Consider the following 20,817-nt stretch of genomic DNA (forward strand, 5'->3'; position numbering starts at 1 on the left):
GAACATGCATAACAGGATCGACATGGGCAAGAGTTTCCGTGGGCCTTGCCCATGCCTGTCTTCTGCCTGTTCAATCACGTGATTTCAGAAGATCCTTTAAGCTTTCACAATAAATCAAGCGATCCCGGGTATGCCGATCATTTTCTTCGGGACGTTGTTCGGCCAGCTTACCGGCGGCCATCAACGTATAGATACCCTCGGCGTCAGTTCCCAATGCCTTGGCTGCTACTCGCACGGGTGTGACCTGCTGTTGCACCTTGGTAAGAATGTCAGTCAAGTCGGACGCAATTACTCTCAGTTCCTCGAAGCCCTTGTGATACCGGCTTCGCTTGGTGACCGGGATTGGGTGGTGCAATATGAGCGCAAGAGCTTGCCAAAGCGGCATTTTGCATGCGCGTGCGGCGTCACGAATGTTCATTGGTTTGCCGCGCTTTTCCATGTCCGCATAGGACTCAAATGTATCCCTGAGCTTGTACCAAAACTCTGCGATGACACTGGGGTGGTAAACGGGAACAGCCTGCGGATGCTTGAAATAGGTTTCGATCACGCCGTTCTGGGTCAGGGCATCCAGTACCGGCTTGGATATCCCCATATTCTTCGCGGCCTGTGCTGGCGTACGAAGCGCTTTGAGTTTTCCGGCGACATCGTCGCCGATTGCTGCGGGGATATAGCCGATAGGGGCAAAATGCGATGACCCTTCGCAGCGTTTCACATATCCGAGGTCCAAAAGCATATAACCGAGTTGCGCCTTGTTGAGGCGTTTTTCCTTAGCCAGACTGTCAAAGGTATACTTGTGGCGTTTCGGATTCTTCTTCCCAAGGACCTGTCCGCCCTTTGGAACTGGAAACGTTTCAAAAATGAATTTGCGCACCAAGTCCCGTAGGTCATCGAAATGCGGGTCGGTATCCCGATCACGCAACCACTCGAAAAAGACACCATAGCGCGCAATGTAGAGCGAGGTGTCGTCGGGCCTATTTTGCTCTAGTTCATCCATTTTCTCAATCAGCGCCTGCGGTCCTTGGCGCAGAAAGCTGAAGCCGATCCGCCCCGCTTTTAGCCACTCTGACGGGCTGGTCTCATGCCGTTTGGATTTTGGCCCATTGAGCAGCAGCAAACCGAAAAACTCGCACGTCTGCGCGGCGACGTGAATGGGCAATGTATCGATCCAGTCGTTCCCCTTTTGCCCGGCGATGCGCCTCAATAAATACCGCTCAAGCTCAAGGTCTTTTGGGTCAGGAAAGCTTGGGGATATGAGGTTTGCACCCAGTGCCAGGCTCGCAATGTCGAAATGATCGTTCCCCGATGGCGCTTTGGGCAACTCTTGCAAATAGCAGCGGTGTTTGTGGCAAGTACGAACTGAGGTGAGCTGCCAGATGCCAAGTTGATAGGCAAATGGTGCCCCAAAGTTCTGACGTGCTTCTTCTAGACACATCGGACAGATTTGCGGCTTCGTGCGCTGAAACACTGTGAATTTTATGGTTTCTTCACCGAGCAGGAACCAGTCCTGCTCGGAAAGTGATGGTGTGTTGGACTGTAATATATCTGCGTCCTGACCGGCCAATACCGCAACATGCCGGATCTCATCGACATCGCCGTTGCTAAGTCGAAAGTAATCTATGCCCAGATCGGTGCAGAACGAAATCAAGCGCGGCGTTCCGTTCCGATGCGCGAGACGGCTAGCCAAAGAGGTCGCCGTTTCACCGGGTATGATCGGGACAGACAGAGGAAGGGCGCGGGTGAAACTCATAGGTCGCCCTCCTCGCCAAACAGCTTACGAGGATCTACCTGTGTAAAGTCCGGGATAAGAAACGGATTGAAGGCATCGCCGCACCCTTTCCACTCCTCGAATGCGGTCGCAAAATGATCACAGGAGAGGCAATCCACTTCGGCGTAAAGCGCTTTCTCGATCGCCATGAGCGTAAGTCGAATGGCCAGCCCAAATTCGTAAGCACCAGCATGGATGATCCGCTCACCCAGAGCGTCTTCCTCCGCACCAGGTTCCAAACAAATGCCAGCTGCCTCGCAATAGCTTTCGACCAATTCGACCACATCATCAGCGTCACTGTGAAGCTTCAGCGGTTCGAAGCGGATGCCCTTGATGCGCCGCCCCAATTGCGCGTCGAAATTGATGATGTCTTTCAGACCCTCTGTCCCGGACAGGAAGAAGCCGACGGGCCACTCGTCATCTTGAGAGATCGTTTTGAGCATATTGGCGACATGAGGCAACTCACTCTTCGAGTTTCGCGTGTTGAGGTCCTGCGCCTCATCCAGATGTAAAAACAGAACACGGCTTTCTCGCAGATGGAACCGAACCTTGTCCCAAATGTACCAAGCCTGCCTCTCGGCGGTCAGTTCATAGCCAAGCGCGTGCAGAATTCGCAGCCCCACATATTTGAGAGTGGCGGGCGACGGCACACTGACACTGATGATTTTGGCCTGCGGATAGTCGGAAAGGGACAGTTCCCTCTGGATTGCCCGGACCAGTTGCCGCATCGCGGTGGTCTTTCCGCTGCCAGAACCGGCGGTAAGCGCCAGGCTCAAGCCTTCCGTAACCCGCCCGGAACGCAAATCCGCCAAACGCAAAGAGACCAGTCGATGTGCGAGATCAAAAAGCTGATCATAGCGCTCATGCTGAACGAAACGCGCATTCAATGCACTCAGAGTTTCCGCCGTGTCGGGATGGCTCGCATGCAGATCAGTCATCGTTAAACCCCCAACGTTTCTTCGGTGCGGGCGTCCCCGGCGCAGTGTCTGGATCATCCGGTGTGTACGGTTTCGGCGAAATTCTCTTTCCACGCGCTAAAGGATTGGTTGGCAACTCTGGCGGAGAAATCAGATTTTCCAGAGGCGCGTCGGGATCAACCTCATCTCTTCGGATGGTCAGCCGCATCGAGCGTTCGTTCCGGAGAACATCTTCATCCTTGATGTAGAACGGCGTACACTCATTGCGCAGCATGGCCTTCCGGACCTCGCCATCAATGCGATCATAGGCGCGCCTGATCTGCTCGATATGAACTTCCGCATTTGCCCTATGGGTTTGCCGAATATTTCGCCGGATTTCCTGCCATTCGGCATAGTTCATTCCGGAAAATATCTGTTCATTGGCGCGTGCGGGAACGGTTTGCCCGCCGACACTGACGGACACCCAGCCAAGATCATCCAGATCGGCACGCACCGTGACTTTGCGCGTCGGGCTATGCAGATAGGCATCCCGGAGTTCGTCGCAGGAATAGTCAATGCCAAAAAGTGTAATGCCGCTTTTGTTCAGCGTACGTTCAAAGGGGCGACCAAAAGCGGCCCGAAGTTCATGGCCGTCAGGCGGAGTTGGGATGTTATTCGCCTGATTGTGCCGTTCCCAAGCATCCAAGGGTGTTTCTCCCCCCAATCCGGAATGTGGGGTTCTGTGGTAGATATCGACGATATAGCTCACGATGGTCATGATCAGCTGATCATCTGTGAGGCTCGCCAAATATTCGGCAGGATAGTCGCCTCGCTCCTTCGTGTTGGAAAACGTCCTGCCGATCAGGTGCGGCATCAGCTCGTGCCCCAATGTCAGGAAAATGCTTTCGACATTTCCGCGGAAGGCAGGTTGACCAACAGGTGGATGCTCTAACCCCACGCCGATGCGCTCACATGCCAGTTTGAAGTTGGCAGCTGTAAATGCGACACCATGATCGGCAACAATTTGGAAGGGACGGCCTCGCATATGCCACGGCGCCGTACAGCCGAACGCCTGCGCAACCGCCGTCTTGTCTCTCAGCACATCTTTCAGACCTCGAATGGCATCTTCAGCGTTCTGTGAGGCGGCGAGGCGTAAAGACAGCACGCATTTCGTAGCACAGTCTTTGAACAGGTAGAGATACCGCCGGCCTTTCTCCAAGGTTTCGAGGCGATCAGCCGGGAGCAAATCCAAAAGCCCGGTTGTGGCGAAAAGTGAGATAACATCGAGCTTGTTTTCATCCACCTCCACGCGTTCTAGGGGCATCTGCACATCCAAACCGGATGTACGGAAGATATGCTTTCGATTGGCCGCATCAATGCCGAGACGCTTCACATCCAGATAGTAGGGGCTAACGCGGTCCAAGAAACGCCTCACCGTTCGTTGTGATGGAACCATCAGCTCAGGATGCCCCTCTGCCTTCCGGCAGGCATTTTCATCATGAAAGAGGCTGATCGTCTTTCTGACCGCCTTTGCCTTATTTGGCTTTTGCGTTGATGCGTACAGATCGACCACTCGGGAGATGAATGCCAATTCTTCTGCGTTGAAACGGCGATGGCGATTGCCGCATGCATAGTACCGGCTGACGAGACCATCGATATGGTAGCCAGCATTCTCATAGTTGCGTACCCATTTCAGCAAAGTGCGGGGCTTCGGGAATTTTGGTATCTCAATTCTCTGACCTGCGCGGGCCTTGGCCTCCTGATAGGCCCTGCCAAAATTATCTTCCGCCAATAATCGAAGTTCAGCTTCGACAGGCGTAATCCACACATCTTTTCGCTTCACCTTTCCCTGCAGATACAATGTGTAAAACGCATCCACACAGGCCTTTCGCCAAAGCGCAGTCATTTGTTCGTCGTCTTGCGCGCGGGTTAACGCCCCAGCCTCCCCATGCTTGATCTCCCGCAGTCGGTTTCCCGGCGAAAAGAAATCGCGTTGCAGGATCATATCTGGCCCGGCCAACAGGTGCGTAAATTCAGCGAAACCGATCCTGTGCGTGAGGCCGGGTTTGTCTAATTCATCGAAGACATAACCTGCGTCATCATACCGTTTCAGCCGCAATGCACGCTGGAACAAAGTGACCTGATCATTTCCAGTAATATGAAATCTCTCGGTCATGCTGCCACTCCCATCAAAGAGCGGTTTCGCATCATGAGGTCCCGGCCGGCCGCATTGGCTGCCTGAACATCGAGATCCCGGTCGGTAATGAGCATCAAGCTATCGGCAAAGGTTTTGGGCATGTGCGATGCGATGCATTCCAGCTCGCGCTCAAAATTCCGCTGCCAGACCCGCTCCAAGGGCTTGATCGCCACGGCAATCCGTTCCCCGGACATGAGCGTGATCAGAAAATCAAAGATGTGATGCCCGATCCTGCCGTTTGGCCTGCGATATCGAATTTCCGTGGGTTGCTCCCAAATGTCGAACAGGTCGCCGCTCACCGCCATGAGCATTAGAAAGCGCTTCTCAAGGATGCTCTCATAGAAAATTGTCCGAGGCCTTCCATCTTTGGGCAAGATAAGAGGCAGAAAGCCGCGGCTAGAGGCGCGGGATGGCTTCATGACATTGCGTGTTGCGCGGCTACGAAGAGGTTCGTTGTAGGCGTGTGAGTGGCACATTTGAATTCGGCACAGCATCTCCATTCCCATGCTGTTTCAGCATGGGGCGAGTGCATTTTGCCGCCCTTGTTCAATAAGAATTCTGCTCCGCCGAGAAACCTCCCGGCGGATTGACTTTGCGTTGATTTTGGGGGACACAAGGGCGTCGAAAGTGGAAAATCGATACCAATGAAACGGCCTCCCTGGTTTGGCGATCGGGAGGTCTTTTTCATTTCCCCTTGGAAGATTGTGGGTCTAGCGGGTCATTTAATCCCCCCATCATCTTGATAGCGATCCGGGAAAAGCTCCGTAGGCGAACAACCGGCAGCTTGTGCCAACGCTTCCTGAATTTTATCAGACTTTCTAAGCCCTTGGCTCACGAGAGTGACCGTTGAGGGACGCTCTCCGATGAGCCGGGCGACCTGAGACAACGATGAGCCACGTAGCCTGAGTCTGTGCTTCAGATCTTCGTGCTGCGTATTTACAGGCTTGTTCATGGGGTTTTTCGCCAGTCGTAAAGTTTTTTCGGACACCCGTCTTAAATCTGAATGCGAATCGGCAAGCAAGCGGAAAAGTCAACAATTAATAAGCGTTTTCAATGCGATACTGAGTTTGGGCCCCTAGAATTAGTTTTAAATCAAGACCGCGTTTCGAGTCAAAAACGGGTTTCGACGAAATTTCTTGCCCAACATCCTCATTGATCGAGGCAACCCAGAAACCAGCACCAAAGATTTGCCCTTCCAGGCCCTCCGATGCAGCCATTGGTGTCCCATTTAGAAACGTGCACGAACGGAACACATCCGCCATGGCCGCATGATGGTGTGGGTGGAATTTTCTAGGGTGATCCCAAATCATCGCTAAGGAAGCTCGCCGGACAACGCGTCGCGAGGAAGTCATGCAATTCGACTTGTCCCTCCGCAACGCTTTTCGCGAGAGCGCGACACCAATAGATCTGCGCCTCTTCTTCTCGCTTTTGTTGCTGCCTTTCTTTTGAATGCTCGTATGCAACCACAATCAAAATAACGAAGGCCGAACCCGCCAGTGCGGGCATAAAAGCTTTCAGACGAGACCAGATAGGATGAATTTTCATATGGGAACTTTAGCATGCAAACAGAAACTTTGCCCAAGTGCTTTCTGATCTCAAGCTACGTTGCACATTTTCGCTGTGGCTGCGGAGTAAATGGTCATAACGGCCCAGAGCGGTCGTTCGCCCGCGGATCGACGTCGCGGCGGAACTTCCCAAAACCCGCCACTAGTAGTCTTCGCGTCAATTTTTCCGGGTCGATGTCGGTGATCGCGGCTATGTGGATCGGATCAACGCCGATCTTCGCTTGGAAAGCCCAAAATCATTTCAATGCAGCGCGCTAGATCTTCGCCTCGGGGTAGTGCCCCTTTATTTCAGCATTGAAAAATCGACCTAGTGAGTCAGCGGACATGAGACGCTCGTACATGAAGGGAGGCACGTTGAAATACTGATAAACACCGCCATGTTTGAATTGGACCTCAAGCGTCTCTAATTCGTGATCATACCCGACTTCGGCCAAGTTGCTGGATGTTACAGGCTGTCGTTCCATCAATTTCCACCCTCGTTCGCGTTTTCGTTCTCGCCTACTTTTGTTTGCTTCCACTTTGGATCCTGCGCACGCCAGACTGCGACAAGATCATCATAGTTTTCAGGTCCTCGGGGGCGCTTCCAGCTTTCTGCTACGAGCGGATCTTCACTGTTTGGGCGCCGGTCTTTGGGTGGCAGAGTAACGCGGCAGCGCACTGGAAGCCGTGCAGCCTCACCGGTTATTATCGCTTCGCCGGTCCTTAGAACCGAGAGGCTATCGGCGATACCGCTCAGGTTATCGGGCAAAGCGGCTTGTACCTTGCTGCGGTCAGTAGAATTGGTGAGGCGCAACGCGACAAAAGTCCCACACTGGGAGAGAATGGTGTCGTCGATCTCCGAAGGACGCTGGCTGACGATCATTGCACCGATACCAAACTTGCGTCCTTCCTTCGCGATTCTCTGAACCATTTCCCGCGCAGGGTTGTCGGATTCTCGTCCAAGATACCGGTGAGCTTCCTCCATAACGACGAGCTGAGGCCGCTTTCGACCGCCCTCATCGCGTTCGCGACCCCAAAAGAGTACCTCATAGATAATCGACAGAATCGCGCCAATCAAATCTAGGAGGACAGAACTGGGAATACCCGAAAGATCAAGCACGGTTATTGCTTTTTCGTGGCCGATCCAACTTTCGAGGAGGGATGGAAGGTCATTCGTCACGTGGCCCGTCAGGTCAGGCTCCCATTTTCCGGGCTTGAGCAGGAACTCGAACTGGCGATCGAGCATACGCGATCGCATTCGGTCGAGCTGCTTTCGAATTCCGAGAACACCGATGTTGTTCTGGTAAGGCGCCGAATTCGTTGTTGTGTGCGGCTGGTAGGTTGGCAGGCGAAGCGTGGCCGCGTCGCCGGGTTGCATGATCGCCGGTTGTGTCTTGGCCTGATCGAGCCAGGTTTTGATTTCTGGTTCGATTAGCTCGAGCCACAGGTTTCGCAAGCTGTACGGAATAGGGCTGTCGACGGTCATCGAATTCAGATCGACACCAGGCAATTTGTCTGTTTGAGCAATCGCGACTTTGGCTGCGAAGATCTTGTCGAGTATTGCTGTTGTCGCGCGATCATCCAACTTCCCGCACAGAAAGTTGAGTATTTCGGCCGGCCGTAGTGCCCAGTAGGGAATGACCAGCTGCTTCTCGCCCACGCCGGGTGTGATCCGAAAAATCTCAGCGTTGTCGGCGAGTGCGCTGGCATATTCGCCGTGGATATCGAGTAAGAGGACGCGCGCGCTCGGAAAGCCTGCTCCGTCAGGCGCCGAAATTGACCGCAACAAGCTAGAGACGGTCGTGGACTTGCCCGACCCAGTTGAGCCAAGCACTGCGCTATGGCGCGTGACTAGCTTGTCGAGGTCCAGGCGGACCGGGATGCTCTCTGCGTTAGCAAGTCGACCGACAATCACTTGTCCAGAAAATTCTGCACCGTAGATCTTGGCCAGGTCCTCCTCTGTGACCAGATGCACTTCATCGTTGACGTTCGGATACTGGCTGATGCCTCGCTCAAACGAGGCCTCGACAATCTCGCCAATAAGTTGAACGGTCAGCCATCGTTCGCCGCGGTCTAGCGCATCGACTAGCGTCACCGGTGTCGCACTTGCCCCGACCTCTGATATGATAGCATAAAGATCATGATACCCCTGTGGTATCCGCACAAAGCTGCCGACCTGACCTACCCGGTAGCTTCGTCCTCCGATGATCGCAATGCCCGAAGCAACGCCTTCGAACTGACGTACACTTACGGTCGAACCTGCGACAGAGCCTACATGGCCGAGAAGTGTAGGGGCGTTCATTCGACCTCCAACACGGTGGTGGCTGTCGGTGATGGCGTCTCCGCTGCAATTGCTGCTGGATCCGGTTGTGTCGGAAATGCTTGAACCGATCGTGATGCCGCGAAGAAGCGAGCAAACGGCTCTATTGCACCGAGCGTGAAGTTTCCTTGGTCGTCCATGTAGGTCGACCTTATCGGCCCCCAATCCTTGCTCGGAAGTTCGGTCGGAGCTCTCCATGCGCCGCGCGTGCCGTTCACTTTGGCCTGGTCGCGTGCATAGACGCTAAAGTTAGGCAGACGGCGCGCGAGGTCGCACGCCGGGCCCTCTTCATCTAAAATCTTGTACTGGAATGCGAATACGCTGGAGGATGGATTGGCTGCGAGCGCCTCATCTATCCGGGCCGCGATGTGTGCATCGGCAAAAGAAAATCCAATAGAGATGAGTAGCGTGTCGGGGATGAGCAGGAATGTACGAAGGCGATCGAGCAACGCTGCGTAGGGCGCTTTCTGTGTTTGATCGTATTTCAGGTGTTCGGGGAAGACGAGGTGACTTGCCGAGCTCTGGCCCGTGCGGATCACTTCGCCCTTCGCGCTGGCGCGCCAGCCGAGCGATCCATGGAGCTTCCATAGCCGCGTCCAGCGCGCGGGAAGATCACTACGCGACACTGAGACGGGGTCGAAGAATGGTTCGCGACCACCCGTGAAGCCATCGAAGTACGGCGCACGTACGGATTCGAACGCTTCTTCGAACAACAAGTCGTAGTTCGTGGTAAAAATCTCGACCGGATAGTCACGCGTTGTGCCCGTGATCCAATTCACGAGATCTGCATAAGCTGATCCGGTCTCTGGCAATCGGACGTCCACGATCTTGCCTATCTCGGAGCAGATCGCTTCTCCGAAAGTCGCAAAGCCTGGGCCGTCGAGATCGTGGACTTTCGACGAACCAATCACCTGGCTCAGAGAGCGAATCCTCGAAAGGATCGTCTCGATGTCGTGCTGCGCGAGTTCGGCTTTCAGGCCATTAATCTGTTTTTGATAGGTTGGGGCAAGTGTTGTGAGAACTTGGTCCGTGAGCCCCACAACTGCGGGGATGAGCGGATAGGTGCCATCGGGCTTGGCCATTCCGGCAGAAGCTCCAGCGCCAACCAACAGCCCGATCCGCTTGCGGCCCTGCGCGACGATCGTCCTAAGCGCCGCCATATACTGATCGGGATTATGAACACTGACAGTCAACTTGCACCCCCTCAACGCTTGCTCTGGACCACTGTCTTATAACAGCCTGATCAGCATTGAATTTGCAATGTTTTCGCGTAGGACGTACTTTACGCATCCAATTCTTCCATCCTATCTAATTCGAGCCGAGCTTTTTCGTCATCGAGGCGCCATCGCCTTATGACGTAAAACGCGAGCGCCTTTCGAGTATTTACTGCAATATGTGTTTTCTCCTGAAATCCGTATTCCCGCCGCACAACGCGCACCTGCGCATCCGAAAGGCCCGAACGCGGACATATCCACAAGCGGACGAAACTGTTCCAGTCCGTGTCAAGAGGAAGGGGAGCAGGCCTCTCACGCGTTTTCATCTCGATTTGTTTCGCTATTCGTATTGGGAGATAATCGCGGTACGCCTCGTGATTATAGCTCCAGGCGCGGAGATAAATTGCCTCTCCGTCAAAATGAAACTGAACTGGACTGATCCACTGCGGGTCGGAGAGGCCGCTTGTCATCGAGGTGTAGGTAATCTGGATGTCTCTTTCGCCGTTCATGGCGCGGTAGAGCTGTGCGACGACGGTGGGATCCATCACGCGATTGGGAAGCGGGATGCTCGCGCCAAGCGATGTCGCCTTGCCATCAACCAATTCGAAGACTTGTTCCGGGCCAGCCTCAGTCAATGCGCAGTGGTCGCCGGTCGAGAAGTAAGCCTTCTCCCCGGCGTCGTAGACTGGCGGAGTATCCGTCAGCGATAGATAGGTTCGAAAGTCAACGGCAGCCTGTGCCATCGAGATATTGAATCGTTCCATCAAGTCACGACGGTTCGCCTGACCTCTCCAGGTCAGGCATTGGTCGAGGAACAAAATTCGCTCACGTTGCGCGTGTTTGAGGTCTTCTAGGCTCATGTGGCGAGTAATACTTGACTCCTGAAGTGAAGTCCATACATTTAATATACGTATAGAAAATGGATTGATCTAATGCGAATACTTCATACGGCAGATCTGCACCTGGGGCGGCAGTTCATGGGGTTGAGCCTCGAGGAGGATCATGAGGTCATCCTGAGTCAGATCCTTGAAACGCTTGTGGCCGAACGGGCCGATGTTCTTGTCATCGCCGGGGACGTTTTTGACCGCGCCTCGCCGCCCAATTCGTCGATCCGGCAGTTCAATCGCTTCCTCAAACGCGTGGAAGAGGAGACCGAAGCCGCTGTGGTTATGATCTCTGGAAACCACGATTCTGGCGACCGGATCGAGGCAATGTCTGTCTTTTCCACCGCGTCTCGTGTGCTGGTGTGCGGGATTGCCGATGCGGTGGAAGCGCCGTTGGTGCTGCGTGACGCGCATGGCGAGGTCGCCTTTTCCGCACTGCCTTTTTCCTATGAATACGCCGCACGCGAGGTGTTCGGGGATGAAAGCATTAGTGCGCCGGCGGAGGTAGTTGCCGCCCAGATCGCTGCGGCGAGGGGGCAGGTGCCTGATGGGGCGCGTTGGGTCGTCGTGGCCCATGCTTTCGTCGCGGGGGGTACGGTCGGCGAGACCGAGCGCGCCCTGACGCGAGTCGGGGGCATCGAAACTGTTCCCTTCGATGTTTTCGATGGGGCGGACTATGTTGCACTGGGGCATTTGCACAAGCCGCAGGAAGTGGGCGCGAGCCATATTCGTTACTCCGGCGCACCACTCGCTTTCGGGTTCGACGAGGTGGGAAACCAAAAATCCATGACTGTCGTCGATATGAAAGCTGAAGGGGTAGAGATCCGCATCGTACCGTTCCGACCGATCCGGCAGGTTCGCTCGCTTACCGGGGCATTCTCGGATCTTCTGGAAGGAACGCCGTCTGATGACTTCATCCAGGCTATCCTCACGGATGAAAACCCTCTGATCGATCCGATGAAGCGGTTACGCGCGACCTATCCCAATGCTTGCCATCTGGCCTATGCCCGGCAGGAGCGCGCTGCGGAGACCAAGGCGCTCGGCAGTGGGCGGGCCGCGGTCACGCCGATCGAGATGATTGGCGACTTCGTGAAGGTTGTGCGCGGCCTGGAACCAAACGCCACCGAAGTCGCGATCGTCGCGGAAAAGCTCCACGCAGTAGCCTCCGGGGAGGAGCAGGCATGAGACCCATTCGCCTATCGCTTCAAGCCTTCGGGCCATTTGCGACAACCGAGGTAGTCGATTTCCGGTCCGCGCTGGAGACGGGTCTGTTTGGAATCTATGGTCAGACCGGCGCGGGAAAGTCGACGCTGTTTTCGGCGATGTCCTTCGCGCTATTCGGGGCGCCGACCAAGACTGATCAGGAACCACGTTCACTACGCTCGGATCACGCCGCGTCGGATCTACCTACCGAAGTCGAATTTGTCTTTGAGCTGGGCGCCAAGACCTACCTGATCCGTCGTCGTCCGGCGCAGGAACGTCCAAAGGCACGCGGTGAAGGGACCACTGAGGACGCGGCGGAAGCCTCGCTGTTCGACGTCACCGGGATTCCGGTGGACACTCTTGGTCCGAGTCAGTCTGGCCGTGTCATTGCGGAAAAGAAGGTCTCGCTAGTGGGGCAGCAGGTCGAGGCGCTGCTTGGCTACGGGGCAGATCAGTTTCGACAGATCGTGCTCTTACCGCAAGGGAAGTTCGAGACGTTCCTAGCCGCAAAAACGGATGCGCGGGTCGAGATATTACGTGATCTCTTCGACGTGAAGATCTATCGCGATCTCGCCACACGGCTGAAAGAAGAAGCCTCAGAGGCAGAACGAGCGTTGCGCGACCAGCGCGCTCTCTACGTGGCTCGACTCGAGGAACGTGGCTTCGAGAGCGCCGAAGCGCTGGAACTCGGGATTGCCGCAGCCGAAACAAAAGTCGAAGAAAAGCAGGCAATTCAGAACGGCGCGGCGATGGCTACCGAAGCCGCGCGTAAAGCTCTGACCGAAGGCGAGCAAATCGAGAAAGCATTTTCTGCTGTCGATACGGCACAGCAGGCATTCGATGATCTAGAAAAGAAAACGGCCGAGGTCGAAGAATTGGCCAAGCGGATTGAGGCTGTCCGGAATGCCATGCAGGCCCGTGATCTTGAGACGGCTTTGCGCGATGCGGAGCAGGAAAGCCGGAATGCGGTGGAGGCTGTCACAAAGGTCGAGGCGGAACTAGACATCGCCACTGGCGCGAAGGAGGTGGCGGGAAAAAAACTTTTTGAGGCACAGTCGGGCGAGGACCGGCGGCAGCAAGTTCAGGCTGACCTGACAAGGTTGGAGGCGATCGAGAACCAGGTCGGTCAAGCAGCGGCTCTTAGAAGCGCGTTTGACGACGCTGCGAAGGACGAAGCTTCAGCGAAGAAGGCTCTGACCGAGGCCATAGTTGCCCGAGAGAAGCTCAAGTCTCAGCGCGATGCGACTGATCTGGCGCTTGATCAAGCGCGAAAGACCGAAACGGATCGAGGCCAGCTGACCGTTGAGTTGGACGAGGTCAACCGAGAAAGGGTCAAGGCAGCAGCGTATGCTAAGGCGCAAGAAGCTGTCGCGGATGCTGAACGAAATGTCGATGAGGCATCGAACGAACTGGCGACAAGAACTGACGCGGCGCGAGCCGCTGACGCGGACTTGGTAGAAGCGGAGGCACGACTTTCGCGCACGCAAGCGATCATTCTGGCCGAAAAGTTGACCGAAGGAGCGCCCTGCCCTGTCTGTGGTTCCCATGATCATCCTGCGCCTGCCCATGGCACGCCCGAACAATCCGGTTTGACCGAAGCGTTTCGGAGCGCGCAGGTTCTGGCGAGAACTGCCTCCGAAGCCAGAGTTCGGGCAGAAAGCGAACTCAGCAATTTTCAAATGCGGCTCGACGAAAAGAAGCGGGCGCTGGAGGAACAGGAAAGTCCTGAGCGCACGTTGGTGGAACTCAAAGCTGGAATCGCACGGCTTGAAGGCGACGTCGCCGGGCTTGGAGAAGCGGTCGATTTAGACGCGATGGCCGAGCAATTGGCCCAACTCAAGCTGAAACTGACCGAGGCTGAAACTGCCGAGGCTACGGCGCGCACCGATGCGGGAAAGGCCGAGACCGCTCTTGCCGGCGCGCGCGCCAAGCTGGACACAGTGATCGAAGCTCTGCCGGAAGGTCTGCGCACGCCCGAGGCGGTTGTCGCTCGACGGGAGGCTTTGCAGAGAGAGCAAAGGCAACTCTCTCAGGCGCTGGAAGTGGCGACGCAACAGGACCGAGCCGCCAGTGAAACGCTCACCCGTGCGCACGAGCAGCTTGAAGCAACAAAGCGGGCGCGCGACGCGCAGCAACAGCGCGTGAAAAAGGCCCAAGGTGATTTTGACGCTCGGCTTGCCGAGGTCGGGCTGGACAAAGCGCGATATGATGCTTGCAAGAGCCATTTCCCGACTCTCGACGCCGACCGCAAGAAGGTGACCGATCACCGCGATGGATTGATCGCTGCGCGCACGACATTGCAGAACGCCATAGCCGCTTGCGCAGATCGTGAACGCCCGGATCTTGCCCCGCTTCAGCTGGCGTTGGCAGACGCCATCCAGACCCTGAACGCGGCCAACGCTGCACTTGCCACAGCGAGAACGGATGTATCGTCACTGACCAAATTCAAGGAATCGCTTGCCGCGGCTCTGACCGAAACCGAGCGGCTTGAAACTGAGACCGGTCCGCTCCGGGGGCTGGCTGATCTGGCTAACGGCAAGAACGATTTCAAGATGACACTCGAGACCTTCGCGATCGGAGCAATGTTCGACCAGGTTCTCGAGGCGGCGAATATGAGGCTCGACCCTATGACACGTGGTCGCTACCGGCTAACGCGTGGACTCGAGGCATCTGGCGGTCGCGGCAAGCGTGGGCTCGAAATCGAGGTCTTCGACATCAACACCGGCAAGGCGCGCCCGACAGCAACGCTATCAGGCGGCGAAACCTTTATCGCGGCACTGGCCCTCGCGCTTGGGCTAGCTGATGTGGTCGAGAGCCTTTCGGGCAAGATCCGGATGGACACAATTTTTATCGATGAAGGCTTCGGGAGTCTCGACACCGAGAATGGGGCAGGCACGTTGGATCAGGTGATCCAAGTTCTTGCTGCGCTGACAGAGGGCAGCCGGGCCGTCGGCCTGATCTCGCACGTCGGGCTGGTGCAAGATGCTATTCCACAAGGCTTCTACGTGCGTTCAACCCCAAGCGGCAGCCGGGTCGAGGAAAGGAGGGGGCTGGGATGACGGAACGTTGGTATTACCGGAAGGCACACACCCGCCGTCTGTCGTCGGGGCACACGGTATCCGTCCGCGGCGGTTGGGCAGTTCGGGGCGATCGTGAAAGCAAAAAGGGCGCCTCCTTCAGGCGGACTTGTCCAATATGCGGGGCGCACATCGTAAGCGTGGGCATGCCCAGAGGAGGGTGGGTCCATTTTGAGGGCGGCAAAGGCCTAACACGTATTAAACACCCGTGTCTGCATCTTGGTGAAGGCCTGAGCAGGCGGCGCGACGAAGACACGCCGGACCTTTTTGAGGCGAGGCTGCAATACTGAAACTTCACTGGCGTCGCTTGCGAACACTCGGCTCCAGTCCCGCATCTAGAATCTCGAAACAAACCAAACACCACATGGAGGATATTATGGCGGTGAATCGTAGAGGAACTTCAACCAAGGTTGCCTCGCTTGCAGCAGACACACTTTTCAAACCTGGCTCTTCACAGATCGCCCGCAAGCTTGCTGGTTCGGCGTTATCACAGTCCAATACCAATCGACAAACGGGAGCGAAAATGGAGGATCTCGCTTCAAAGGTACTTCGTAGTGATCGCTATTCTGAAAAGACAAAGGCACTTGCCGGTTCGGTGCTGTCCCAGTCTAACAAGAAGCGCTGATCGCAAACGGTATAACATTGGTTTCGGGCCAAACCGGCTGCCTGCGAGCACGCTAAATCAGATTTCCACGCTGCCATTAGACCGGTTTCTGCCCGGTACGCAGCGAGTTGCATGAACGACCGCTTTGCCCATGTCGCCGCGGTGGCAGAGCCGCACCGCCGCAAGTCCGCTCCCCGCCCATACTTACGAAAAAGCTTCACAAGAGATCGAGCTTACAAGATGCTCGAAACCCGAAACCATAAGACGAGAAAAGGTGCCTATTTTATGAGCCAGTGGCAGAACTATGGGGGGCAAAGTGGCAAAACTATGGGGCGCACCCCAAGTTTGAATTGGTCGGAGCGAGAGGATTCGAACCTCCGGCCCCTGCCTCCCGAAGACAGTGCTCTACCAGGCTGAGCTACGCTCCGACCGTGACGGGCGGAATATAGGGGGGCGCGGGGATTTGCAAGAGCGAATTATCGCCTTTGCCACGAAAGACCTACAACATGTCCCGGCCTCTCGCAGATTCCGCGAAAAGCCGGATTTCCTCCTGTTCAGATCCCGTTTCAGTGCAGTTTGTCGCGACGAAGAAAGGGCGAGATACGAAAGGACATCGCCGACGAGGCCCGCGAGCGGGTTCTGAGCACGGGGGTGTTCTCGGAATGACCGCCCCGCGATTCGCGGAATACGATGTAGAGACCCGACAGGATGATGATCCCGGCACCAAGCACGGTGGCACGGTCGACGCTTTCGCCAAAGATGAAATAGCCATAAATCGTCGCCCAGATGATCTGGGAATATTGCATCGGCGCGACGATGGCCGCCTCTGAGGCGCGATAGGCGAGGATGAGCACCACACCGCCGGTAAAGCCCAAAAGCGCTACGGTAGCTACGCCCCCCAGATCCATAAGCGGCAGGGGATGGTAGAAAAACGACATGGCCGTGCCCATGACGATGAAATTGGCGATCAGCGGGTAGAGCATCAACACCTCGGTGCGCTCCTCACGCCCGACCTTGCGGACGACGACGGAGGCGAAGGCTCCGAAGAGCGCGCAGGAGAGTGCTGCGGCATGGCCAAGGGTCAGTTCGGTGCCGCCGGGGCGCAAGACGATCATCACCCCGACAAGGCCCAAAACAACCGCCGCCCAACGATGAAACCCGACCTTTTCGCCCAGCATCGGGATCGACAGGATGGTGATCACCAGAGGGGTGGCGAAGATCAGGGCGTAGACCTGCGCCAGCGGCAGGACGGAAAAGGCGTAGAAGGCCGCGACCGTGTTGATCATCGCGGCGAGCGTGCGGAACAGGGTCCACCACGGGTGAACCGGGCGCAGATGGCCGGGGTTGCGGTCCCGGATCAACATGAACATGACCAGCGGGAAGGAAAACAGCGTGGAAAAGAAGATGATCTGGAACGGGGTGTAATGCCCGCCCAAGAATTTGATCACCACGTCATGGGTCGAGAAAATCGCGAAGGCGGCGAGCGCGTAGAAGGCTCCGGTGATGTTCATGCGGTCTGTCCTATTGCTTGCCTGTTTGCTTGCGCTATCACGGTAGCACTCTGGGGGGAGCTTTCAACGGGTTCGGGCGTTTTGCCCTTGTTCTGGCAGGAGGCCGCCCCCATCTCATGATCCATGTATTGCACCCGAAAATCCGCAACCTGCTGTTATTGTGGCTCGAAAACCATCCTGACCCTCGACGGGGTCCGGCATGAGCTGAAATGTTCCAATTGCGGCGCGCCTCTGTCGCGGATGAAGGCGTTGCGAGTGGATCATATGGGCGAGGCGGTTTTACCCAAGGGCAAAAAGGCGAAGAAGGCCAGCCAGCCACGCTTCGAGACGCCCGGGAAGAAAAAGAAGAAGCGCAAGGGCGTGGCGCATCGGTTATTCGATGCCGCCGAAGACATTTTCGATCTGTTCGACTGACGCATTCAAACGACGCAAAAGGGCGCCCCGAGGGACGCCCTTTCACAAATGCGGTAAGGATCAAAGCGAGGCGTCGAGCGCTGCGAGGATCGCGTCGCCCATGCCGGAGGTCGACACCGGGGTGACACCTTCGCCCGCCAGCAGATCGCCGGTACGGACACCGTCGGCCAGCACTTTCTCAATCGCTTTCTCAAGACGGGTCGCCTCTTCGCCCTCATTGAAGGAGTAGCGCAGCGCCATCGCGAAGGAGAGGATACAGGCGATCGGGTTTGCCTTGCCCTGCCCCGCGATGTCGGGCGCGGAGCCGTGCACCGGCTCGTACATGGCTTTCGGACGACCGTTTTCCATCGGCGCGCCAAGCGAAGCGGACGGCAGCATGCCCAGTGACCCGGTGAGCATGGCGGCACAGTCGGAGAGAATGTCACCGAACAGGTTGTCGGTCACGATCACGTCGAACTGTTTCGGCGCACGAACGAGCTGCATCGCGCCGTTGTCGGCGTACATGTGGCCCACTTCGACCTCGGGGTAATCCGCAGCCACCTCATTGACGACATCGCGCCAGAGGATACCGGATTCCATCACGTTGGCCTTTTCCATCGAGGTGAGCTTCTTGTTGCGTTTCATCGCCAGCTCGAAAGCGGCGATGGCAACACGACGGATCTCGGATTCGGTGTAACGCTGGGTGTTGATACCCACGCGCTCATTGCCTTCGGTGATGATGCCGCGCGGCTCGCCGAAATAGATGCCGGAGGTCAGTTCGCGCACGATCATGATGTCGAGACCGGCCACCACGTCCTTTTTCAGCGAGGAGAAATCGGCCAGCGCATCAAAGCACTGCGCCGGGCGCAGGTTGGCGAAGAGGTCCATTTCCTTGCGCAGGCGCAGCAGGCCGCGTTCCGGCTTTACGGAGAAATCGAGAACGTCGTATTTCGGACCGCCGACGGCGCCGAGCAGGACGGCGTCCACTTCCTGGGCTTTCGCCATGGTTTCATCCGCGAGCGGCACTCCGTGCACGTCATAGGCGGCACCGCCGACGAGATCCGTGGTGACATCGAATTTCAGGCCGCGCTTGTCGCCGTACCAGTCGATGATCCGAACCACTTCGGCCATCACTTCGGGGCCAATACCGTCACCGGGGAGAATGAGAAGAGAAGGCGTGCTCATGTCGCGTCGAGTCCTTGTTTTCCTAAGGTTGGCTCGGGGTAACGGCTGCTTGCCCTGTCGTCAAGGAATGGCAGCGATATCAACCCAGACAAGCCCGTGCCGAAAGTCGTTTTTTTTCAAATTCACCTCCGGCCATGCGATGCCCGAGGCGACAATCGCCAGATCGGCTGAGGGCAGGACATAATCCACCCGCAGGTTTCCGGGCAGGGGATCGGTCCAGTCGGCGGTGTCCATCGCGGGATCGCCGCGCTGGCCGGGATTGGCGACCGGGGCGTTGGACGTCGCGCGAGAACGGGGGTCCTGTAGCCGGGGGTCAGCGAGCAGGTGCTGCATCTCTGCACGGTCGCCATCGCCATCCATCGGGTCGAGGTTGCTGTCGCCCAAAACAACGAACGGGCCGTCGGGCGGTGAGGCCTCCAGCGCCCCGTCGAGATAAAGCGACCAGAACCGGGTCTCGTCGCTGTTGCGCCGCCCGTTGCGGTCTTCCGGCCCGTCGAACACCGGCGATGTCGCGGTATAGGCGAGGAGATGCAGCGGCTGGTCGTGCCAGAGCACGGGAATGTCCCAATGCGCATGGGACGACAGGCGCAAGACACCGAGATCCTCCGCGTCGAAATACCCCTGCGGCAGGTTGGCCCCGGGGAGATCGCACCACAGAAGGTCGGAGAAATCCTGGATGTCCTCCGCGACAATCGGCAGGCGGGACAGGAGCGCCATGCCCCCCTGTCCTGTGAATTCCCCGTAGGATTGCGCATCCTCGGGTTCGCCCAGCCGCCCGTCCTTGTCGAGATCGCGCCCGGTGGGGCGGCCGGAATTGCCGGGACGGGTGAAGAGATAAGGATAGTCCAGCGCCTCCGCGAAAGCGGTCATCGTGTGACCGTCGAGATCGGTGTCGAAGCCGGTCAGCAAGAGAATGTCGGGGGAGAGCACCCGGATATGCGCCTGTGCGGCCAGAACCTGCGGATCGTCGCCATCAAGGATGTCGCGCAGCAAAAGCCCCGGCCCCTTGCGCATGAGTTCCACAGTCCATGTGGCGACACGCAGCGTCTCCGCCGCCATGGCAAAAGGCGCAAGCAGGAAGAGAGAAAGCAGCGCGCCCCGGATCACGCGTGGGCGTGATCGAGATCGGCGCGGGCGTAGGTCTGGCGACGCTTTTCTTCGATCATCGAAGCCACGCGCCCCATGGCGATGCCCCGCATGAAGAGAGAAGACGGCAGGAATGCCCATGCTGCGACGGCCCAGATCATGGATTGGTCATTGGTGACGCTCAGACCCCCGAAGAGATCGCCTGCCGATCTTAGCACCGCAGGGATCACGAAGGGCAAGGAAAAACCGATGATCGTGTTGACCCGCGCATCGCGTTTCAGCCGTTCGACCACATCGCCCCCGGCGGTCGGATCGAAGGTCGGCAGGTTGATCCAGACATTGAAGGAGCCGGATTTCGACGGCCAGTGGCCGATCCGCAGCACGATGAGAAAGATCGACAGCGCCATGAGCGAGATGAGATAGCTCATCCCCGCCGCTTCGCGCATCAATTCGATCTCACCCAGCGAGCTGGTGTCGGGCAGAGCGGTCAGCATCAGGCGCACCGGAGAATAGGGGAAATCGAGCACATAGCCGATCAGCGCGCCGATGGCGGTGACGAAATCCGTGACCACGGTCGGGGCGGCTTCGCCCCGCACGATCAGGCTCAAAAGGATGACGGTGACGAAGAGCGAACCGAAACGGACACGGTTGAACGGCGGCGCATCGCGGAACTCCACAAGACCGGGATAGGCAGAGACATATTCGAAGAAGGTCAGAGCCGCACCGAAGAAGGCGACGAGTGCCACGACCTGCGCGGAATCGGCGGAGACGTTCGGCAACAGCGCAGATGGCGCCGTGATCAGAATGACCACCAACGCAGCACGCAACAGCGCTCCCAAGACGCGATGAATCACTGCCCATTTCCCTTCAAACTGGCTGAAAGCGATACGATGCCGCCCTCTTGTTCCATTTTGATCCCGCCAAATATGACGGATTGC

General features: G+C 57.0%; 19 protein-coding genes and 1 tRNA gene. 4 read left to right on the forward strand and 16 right to left on the reverse strand.

What is annotated here, in order from left to right:
- Positions 1-70 precede the first annotated feature (70 nt).
- The 11 genes from V1475_RS03315 to V1475_RS03365 form a co-directional block, all read right to left on the reverse strand.
- The gene (locus V1475_RS03315) at positions 71-1,747 is read right to left on the reverse strand and encodes a TniQ family protein (protein ID WP_479411613.1); all 1,677 of its coding nucleotides are present in this window, start codon (positions 1,745-1,747) and stop codon (positions 71-73) included.
- A complete protein-coding gene (locus tag V1475_RS03320; protein ID WP_479411614.1) occupies positions 1,744-2,703 on the reverse strand; it encodes an AAA family ATPase in 960 nt (319 codons plus the stop codon). Before V1475_RS03320 ends, V1475_RS03315 begins: the two co-directional genes overlap by 4 nt.
- Positions 2,696-4,837 carry a Mu transposase C-terminal domain-containing protein gene (locus V1475_RS03325; protein WP_479411615.1) on the reverse strand — a complete coding sequence of 714 codons (2,142 nt, stop codon included), beginning with the start codon at positions 4,835-4,837 and terminating at the stop codon, positions 2,696-2,698. Before V1475_RS03325 ends, V1475_RS03320 begins: the two co-directional genes overlap by 8 nt.
- Positions 4,834-5,169, reverse strand: a complete 336-nt coding sequence (locus tag V1475_RS03330) for a Tn7 transposase TnsA N-terminal domain-containing protein (RefSeq protein ID WP_479411616.1) — start codon at positions 5,167-5,169, stop codon at positions 4,834-4,836. Before V1475_RS03330 ends, V1475_RS03325 begins: the two co-directional genes overlap by 4 nt.
- A gap of 407 nt (positions 5,170-5,576) precedes the next feature.
- Positions 5,577-5,810, reverse strand: coding sequence for a helix-turn-helix domain-containing protein (locus V1475_RS03335; protein ID WP_479413948.1), 234 nt, complete (start codon positions 5,808-5,810; stop codon positions 5,577-5,579).
- Between the two features lie 85 nt (positions 5,811-5,895).
- Positions 5,896-6,075, reverse strand: a complete 180-nt coding sequence (locus tag V1475_RS03340) for a hypothetical protein (protein WP_479411617.1) — start codon at positions 6,073-6,075, stop codon at positions 5,896-5,898.
- Between the two features lie 73 nt (positions 6,076-6,148).
- The gene (locus V1475_RS03345) at positions 6,149-6,403 is read right to left on the reverse strand and encodes a hypothetical protein (protein ID WP_479411618.1); all 255 of its coding nucleotides are present in this window, start codon (positions 6,401-6,403) and stop codon (positions 6,149-6,151) included.
- Between the two features lie 274 nt (positions 6,404-6,677).
- Entirely contained in the window at positions 6,678-6,887 is a 210-nt protein-coding gene (locus tag V1475_RS03350) for a KTSC domain-containing protein (RefSeq protein ID WP_310457249.1), read from the reverse strand.
- Positions 6,887-8,704 carry an ATP-binding protein gene (locus V1475_RS03355; RefSeq protein WP_479411619.1) on the reverse strand — a complete coding sequence of 606 codons (1,818 nt, stop codon included), beginning with the start codon at positions 8,702-8,704 and terminating at the stop codon, positions 6,887-6,889. Before V1475_RS03355 ends, V1475_RS03350 begins: the two co-directional genes overlap by 1 nt.
- Positions 8,701-9,915: an SIR2 family NAD-dependent protein deacylase gene (locus V1475_RS03360; RefSeq protein WP_479411620.1), complete on the reverse strand. Its 1,215-nt coding sequence runs from the start codon at positions 9,913-9,915 to the stop codon at positions 8,701-8,703. Before V1475_RS03360 ends, V1475_RS03355 begins: the two co-directional genes overlap by 4 nt.
- An 89-nt stretch (positions 9,916-10,004) precedes the next feature.
- Positions 10,005-10,796 carry a BrxR family transcriptional regulator gene (locus V1475_RS03365; protein ID WP_479411621.1) on the reverse strand — a complete coding sequence of 264 codons (792 nt, stop codon included), beginning with the start codon at positions 10,794-10,796 and terminating at the stop codon, positions 10,005-10,007.
- Between the two features lie 72 nt (positions 10,797-10,868).
- Between V1475_RS03365 and V1475_RS03370 the strand changes: the two genes are divergently transcribed.
- From V1475_RS03370 to V1475_RS03380, 3 genes are all read left to right on the forward strand, one after another.
- The gene (locus tag V1475_RS03370; RefSeq protein ID WP_479411622.1) at positions 10,869-12,005 is read left to right on the forward strand and encodes an exonuclease SbcCD subunit D; all 1,137 of its coding nucleotides are present in this window, start codon (positions 10,869-10,871) and stop codon (positions 12,003-12,005) included.
- A complete protein-coding gene (locus tag V1475_RS03375) occupies positions 12,002-15,082 on the forward strand; it encodes an AAA family ATPase (protein ID WP_479411623.1) in 3,081 nt (1,026 codons plus the stop codon). Before V1475_RS03370 ends, V1475_RS03375 begins: the two co-directional genes overlap by 4 nt.
- Positions 15,083-15,476: 394 nt before the next feature.
- The gene (locus tag V1475_RS03380; protein ID WP_479411624.1) at positions 15,477-15,725 is read left to right on the forward strand and encodes a hypothetical protein; all 249 of its coding nucleotides are present in this window, start codon (positions 15,477-15,479) and stop codon (positions 15,723-15,725) included.
- Positions 15,726-16,055: 330 nt separating this feature from the next.
- Here the strand turns inward: V1475_RS03380 and V1475_RS03385 are convergent.
- Positions 16,056-16,132: transfer RNA gene (locus tag V1475_RS03385), tRNA-Pro, on the reverse strand.
- 138 nt (positions 16,133-16,270) lie between these two features.
- Entirely contained in the window at positions 16,271-17,215 is a 945-nt protein-coding gene (locus tag V1475_RS03390) for a DMT family transporter (protein WP_479411625.1), read from the reverse strand.
- A 123-nt stretch (positions 17,216-17,338) separates the two neighbouring features.
- On the opposite strand from V1475_RS03390, the gene V1475_RS03395 reads away from it, so the two are divergent.
- The gene (locus V1475_RS03395) at positions 17,339-17,629 is read left to right on the forward strand and encodes a hypothetical protein (protein ID WP_479411626.1); all 291 of its coding nucleotides are present in this window, start codon (positions 17,339-17,341) and stop codon (positions 17,627-17,629) included.
- A 60-nt stretch (positions 17,630-17,689) separates the two neighbouring features.
- Here the strand turns inward: V1475_RS03395 and leuB are convergent, their stop codons facing one another.
- From leuB to V1475_RS03410, 3 genes are read right to left on the reverse strand one after another with little or no spacing between them, the layout of a single operon-like run.
- Positions 17,690-18,793: a 3-isopropylmalate dehydrogenase gene (gene leuB, locus V1475_RS03400; protein ID WP_066707353.1), complete on the reverse strand. Its 1,104-nt coding sequence runs from the start codon at positions 18,791-18,793 to the stop codon at positions 17,690-17,692.
- Positions 18,794-18,853: 60 nt separating this feature from the next.
- Positions 18,854-19,900, reverse strand: a complete 1,047-nt coding sequence (locus tag V1475_RS03405; protein ID WP_479411627.1) for an endonuclease/exonuclease/phosphatase family protein — start codon at positions 19,898-19,900, stop codon at positions 18,854-18,856.
- Positions 19,897-20,733: a hypothetical protein gene (locus tag V1475_RS03410; RefSeq protein ID WP_479411628.1), complete on the reverse strand. Its 837-nt coding sequence runs from the start codon at positions 20,731-20,733 to the stop codon at positions 19,897-19,899. The genes V1475_RS03405 and V1475_RS03410 overlap by 4 nt, the downstream gene beginning before the upstream one ends.
- Positions 20,734-20,817 lie beyond the last annotated feature (84 nt).

Source organism: Celeribacter sp. SCSIO 80838 (assembly GCF_056498065.1).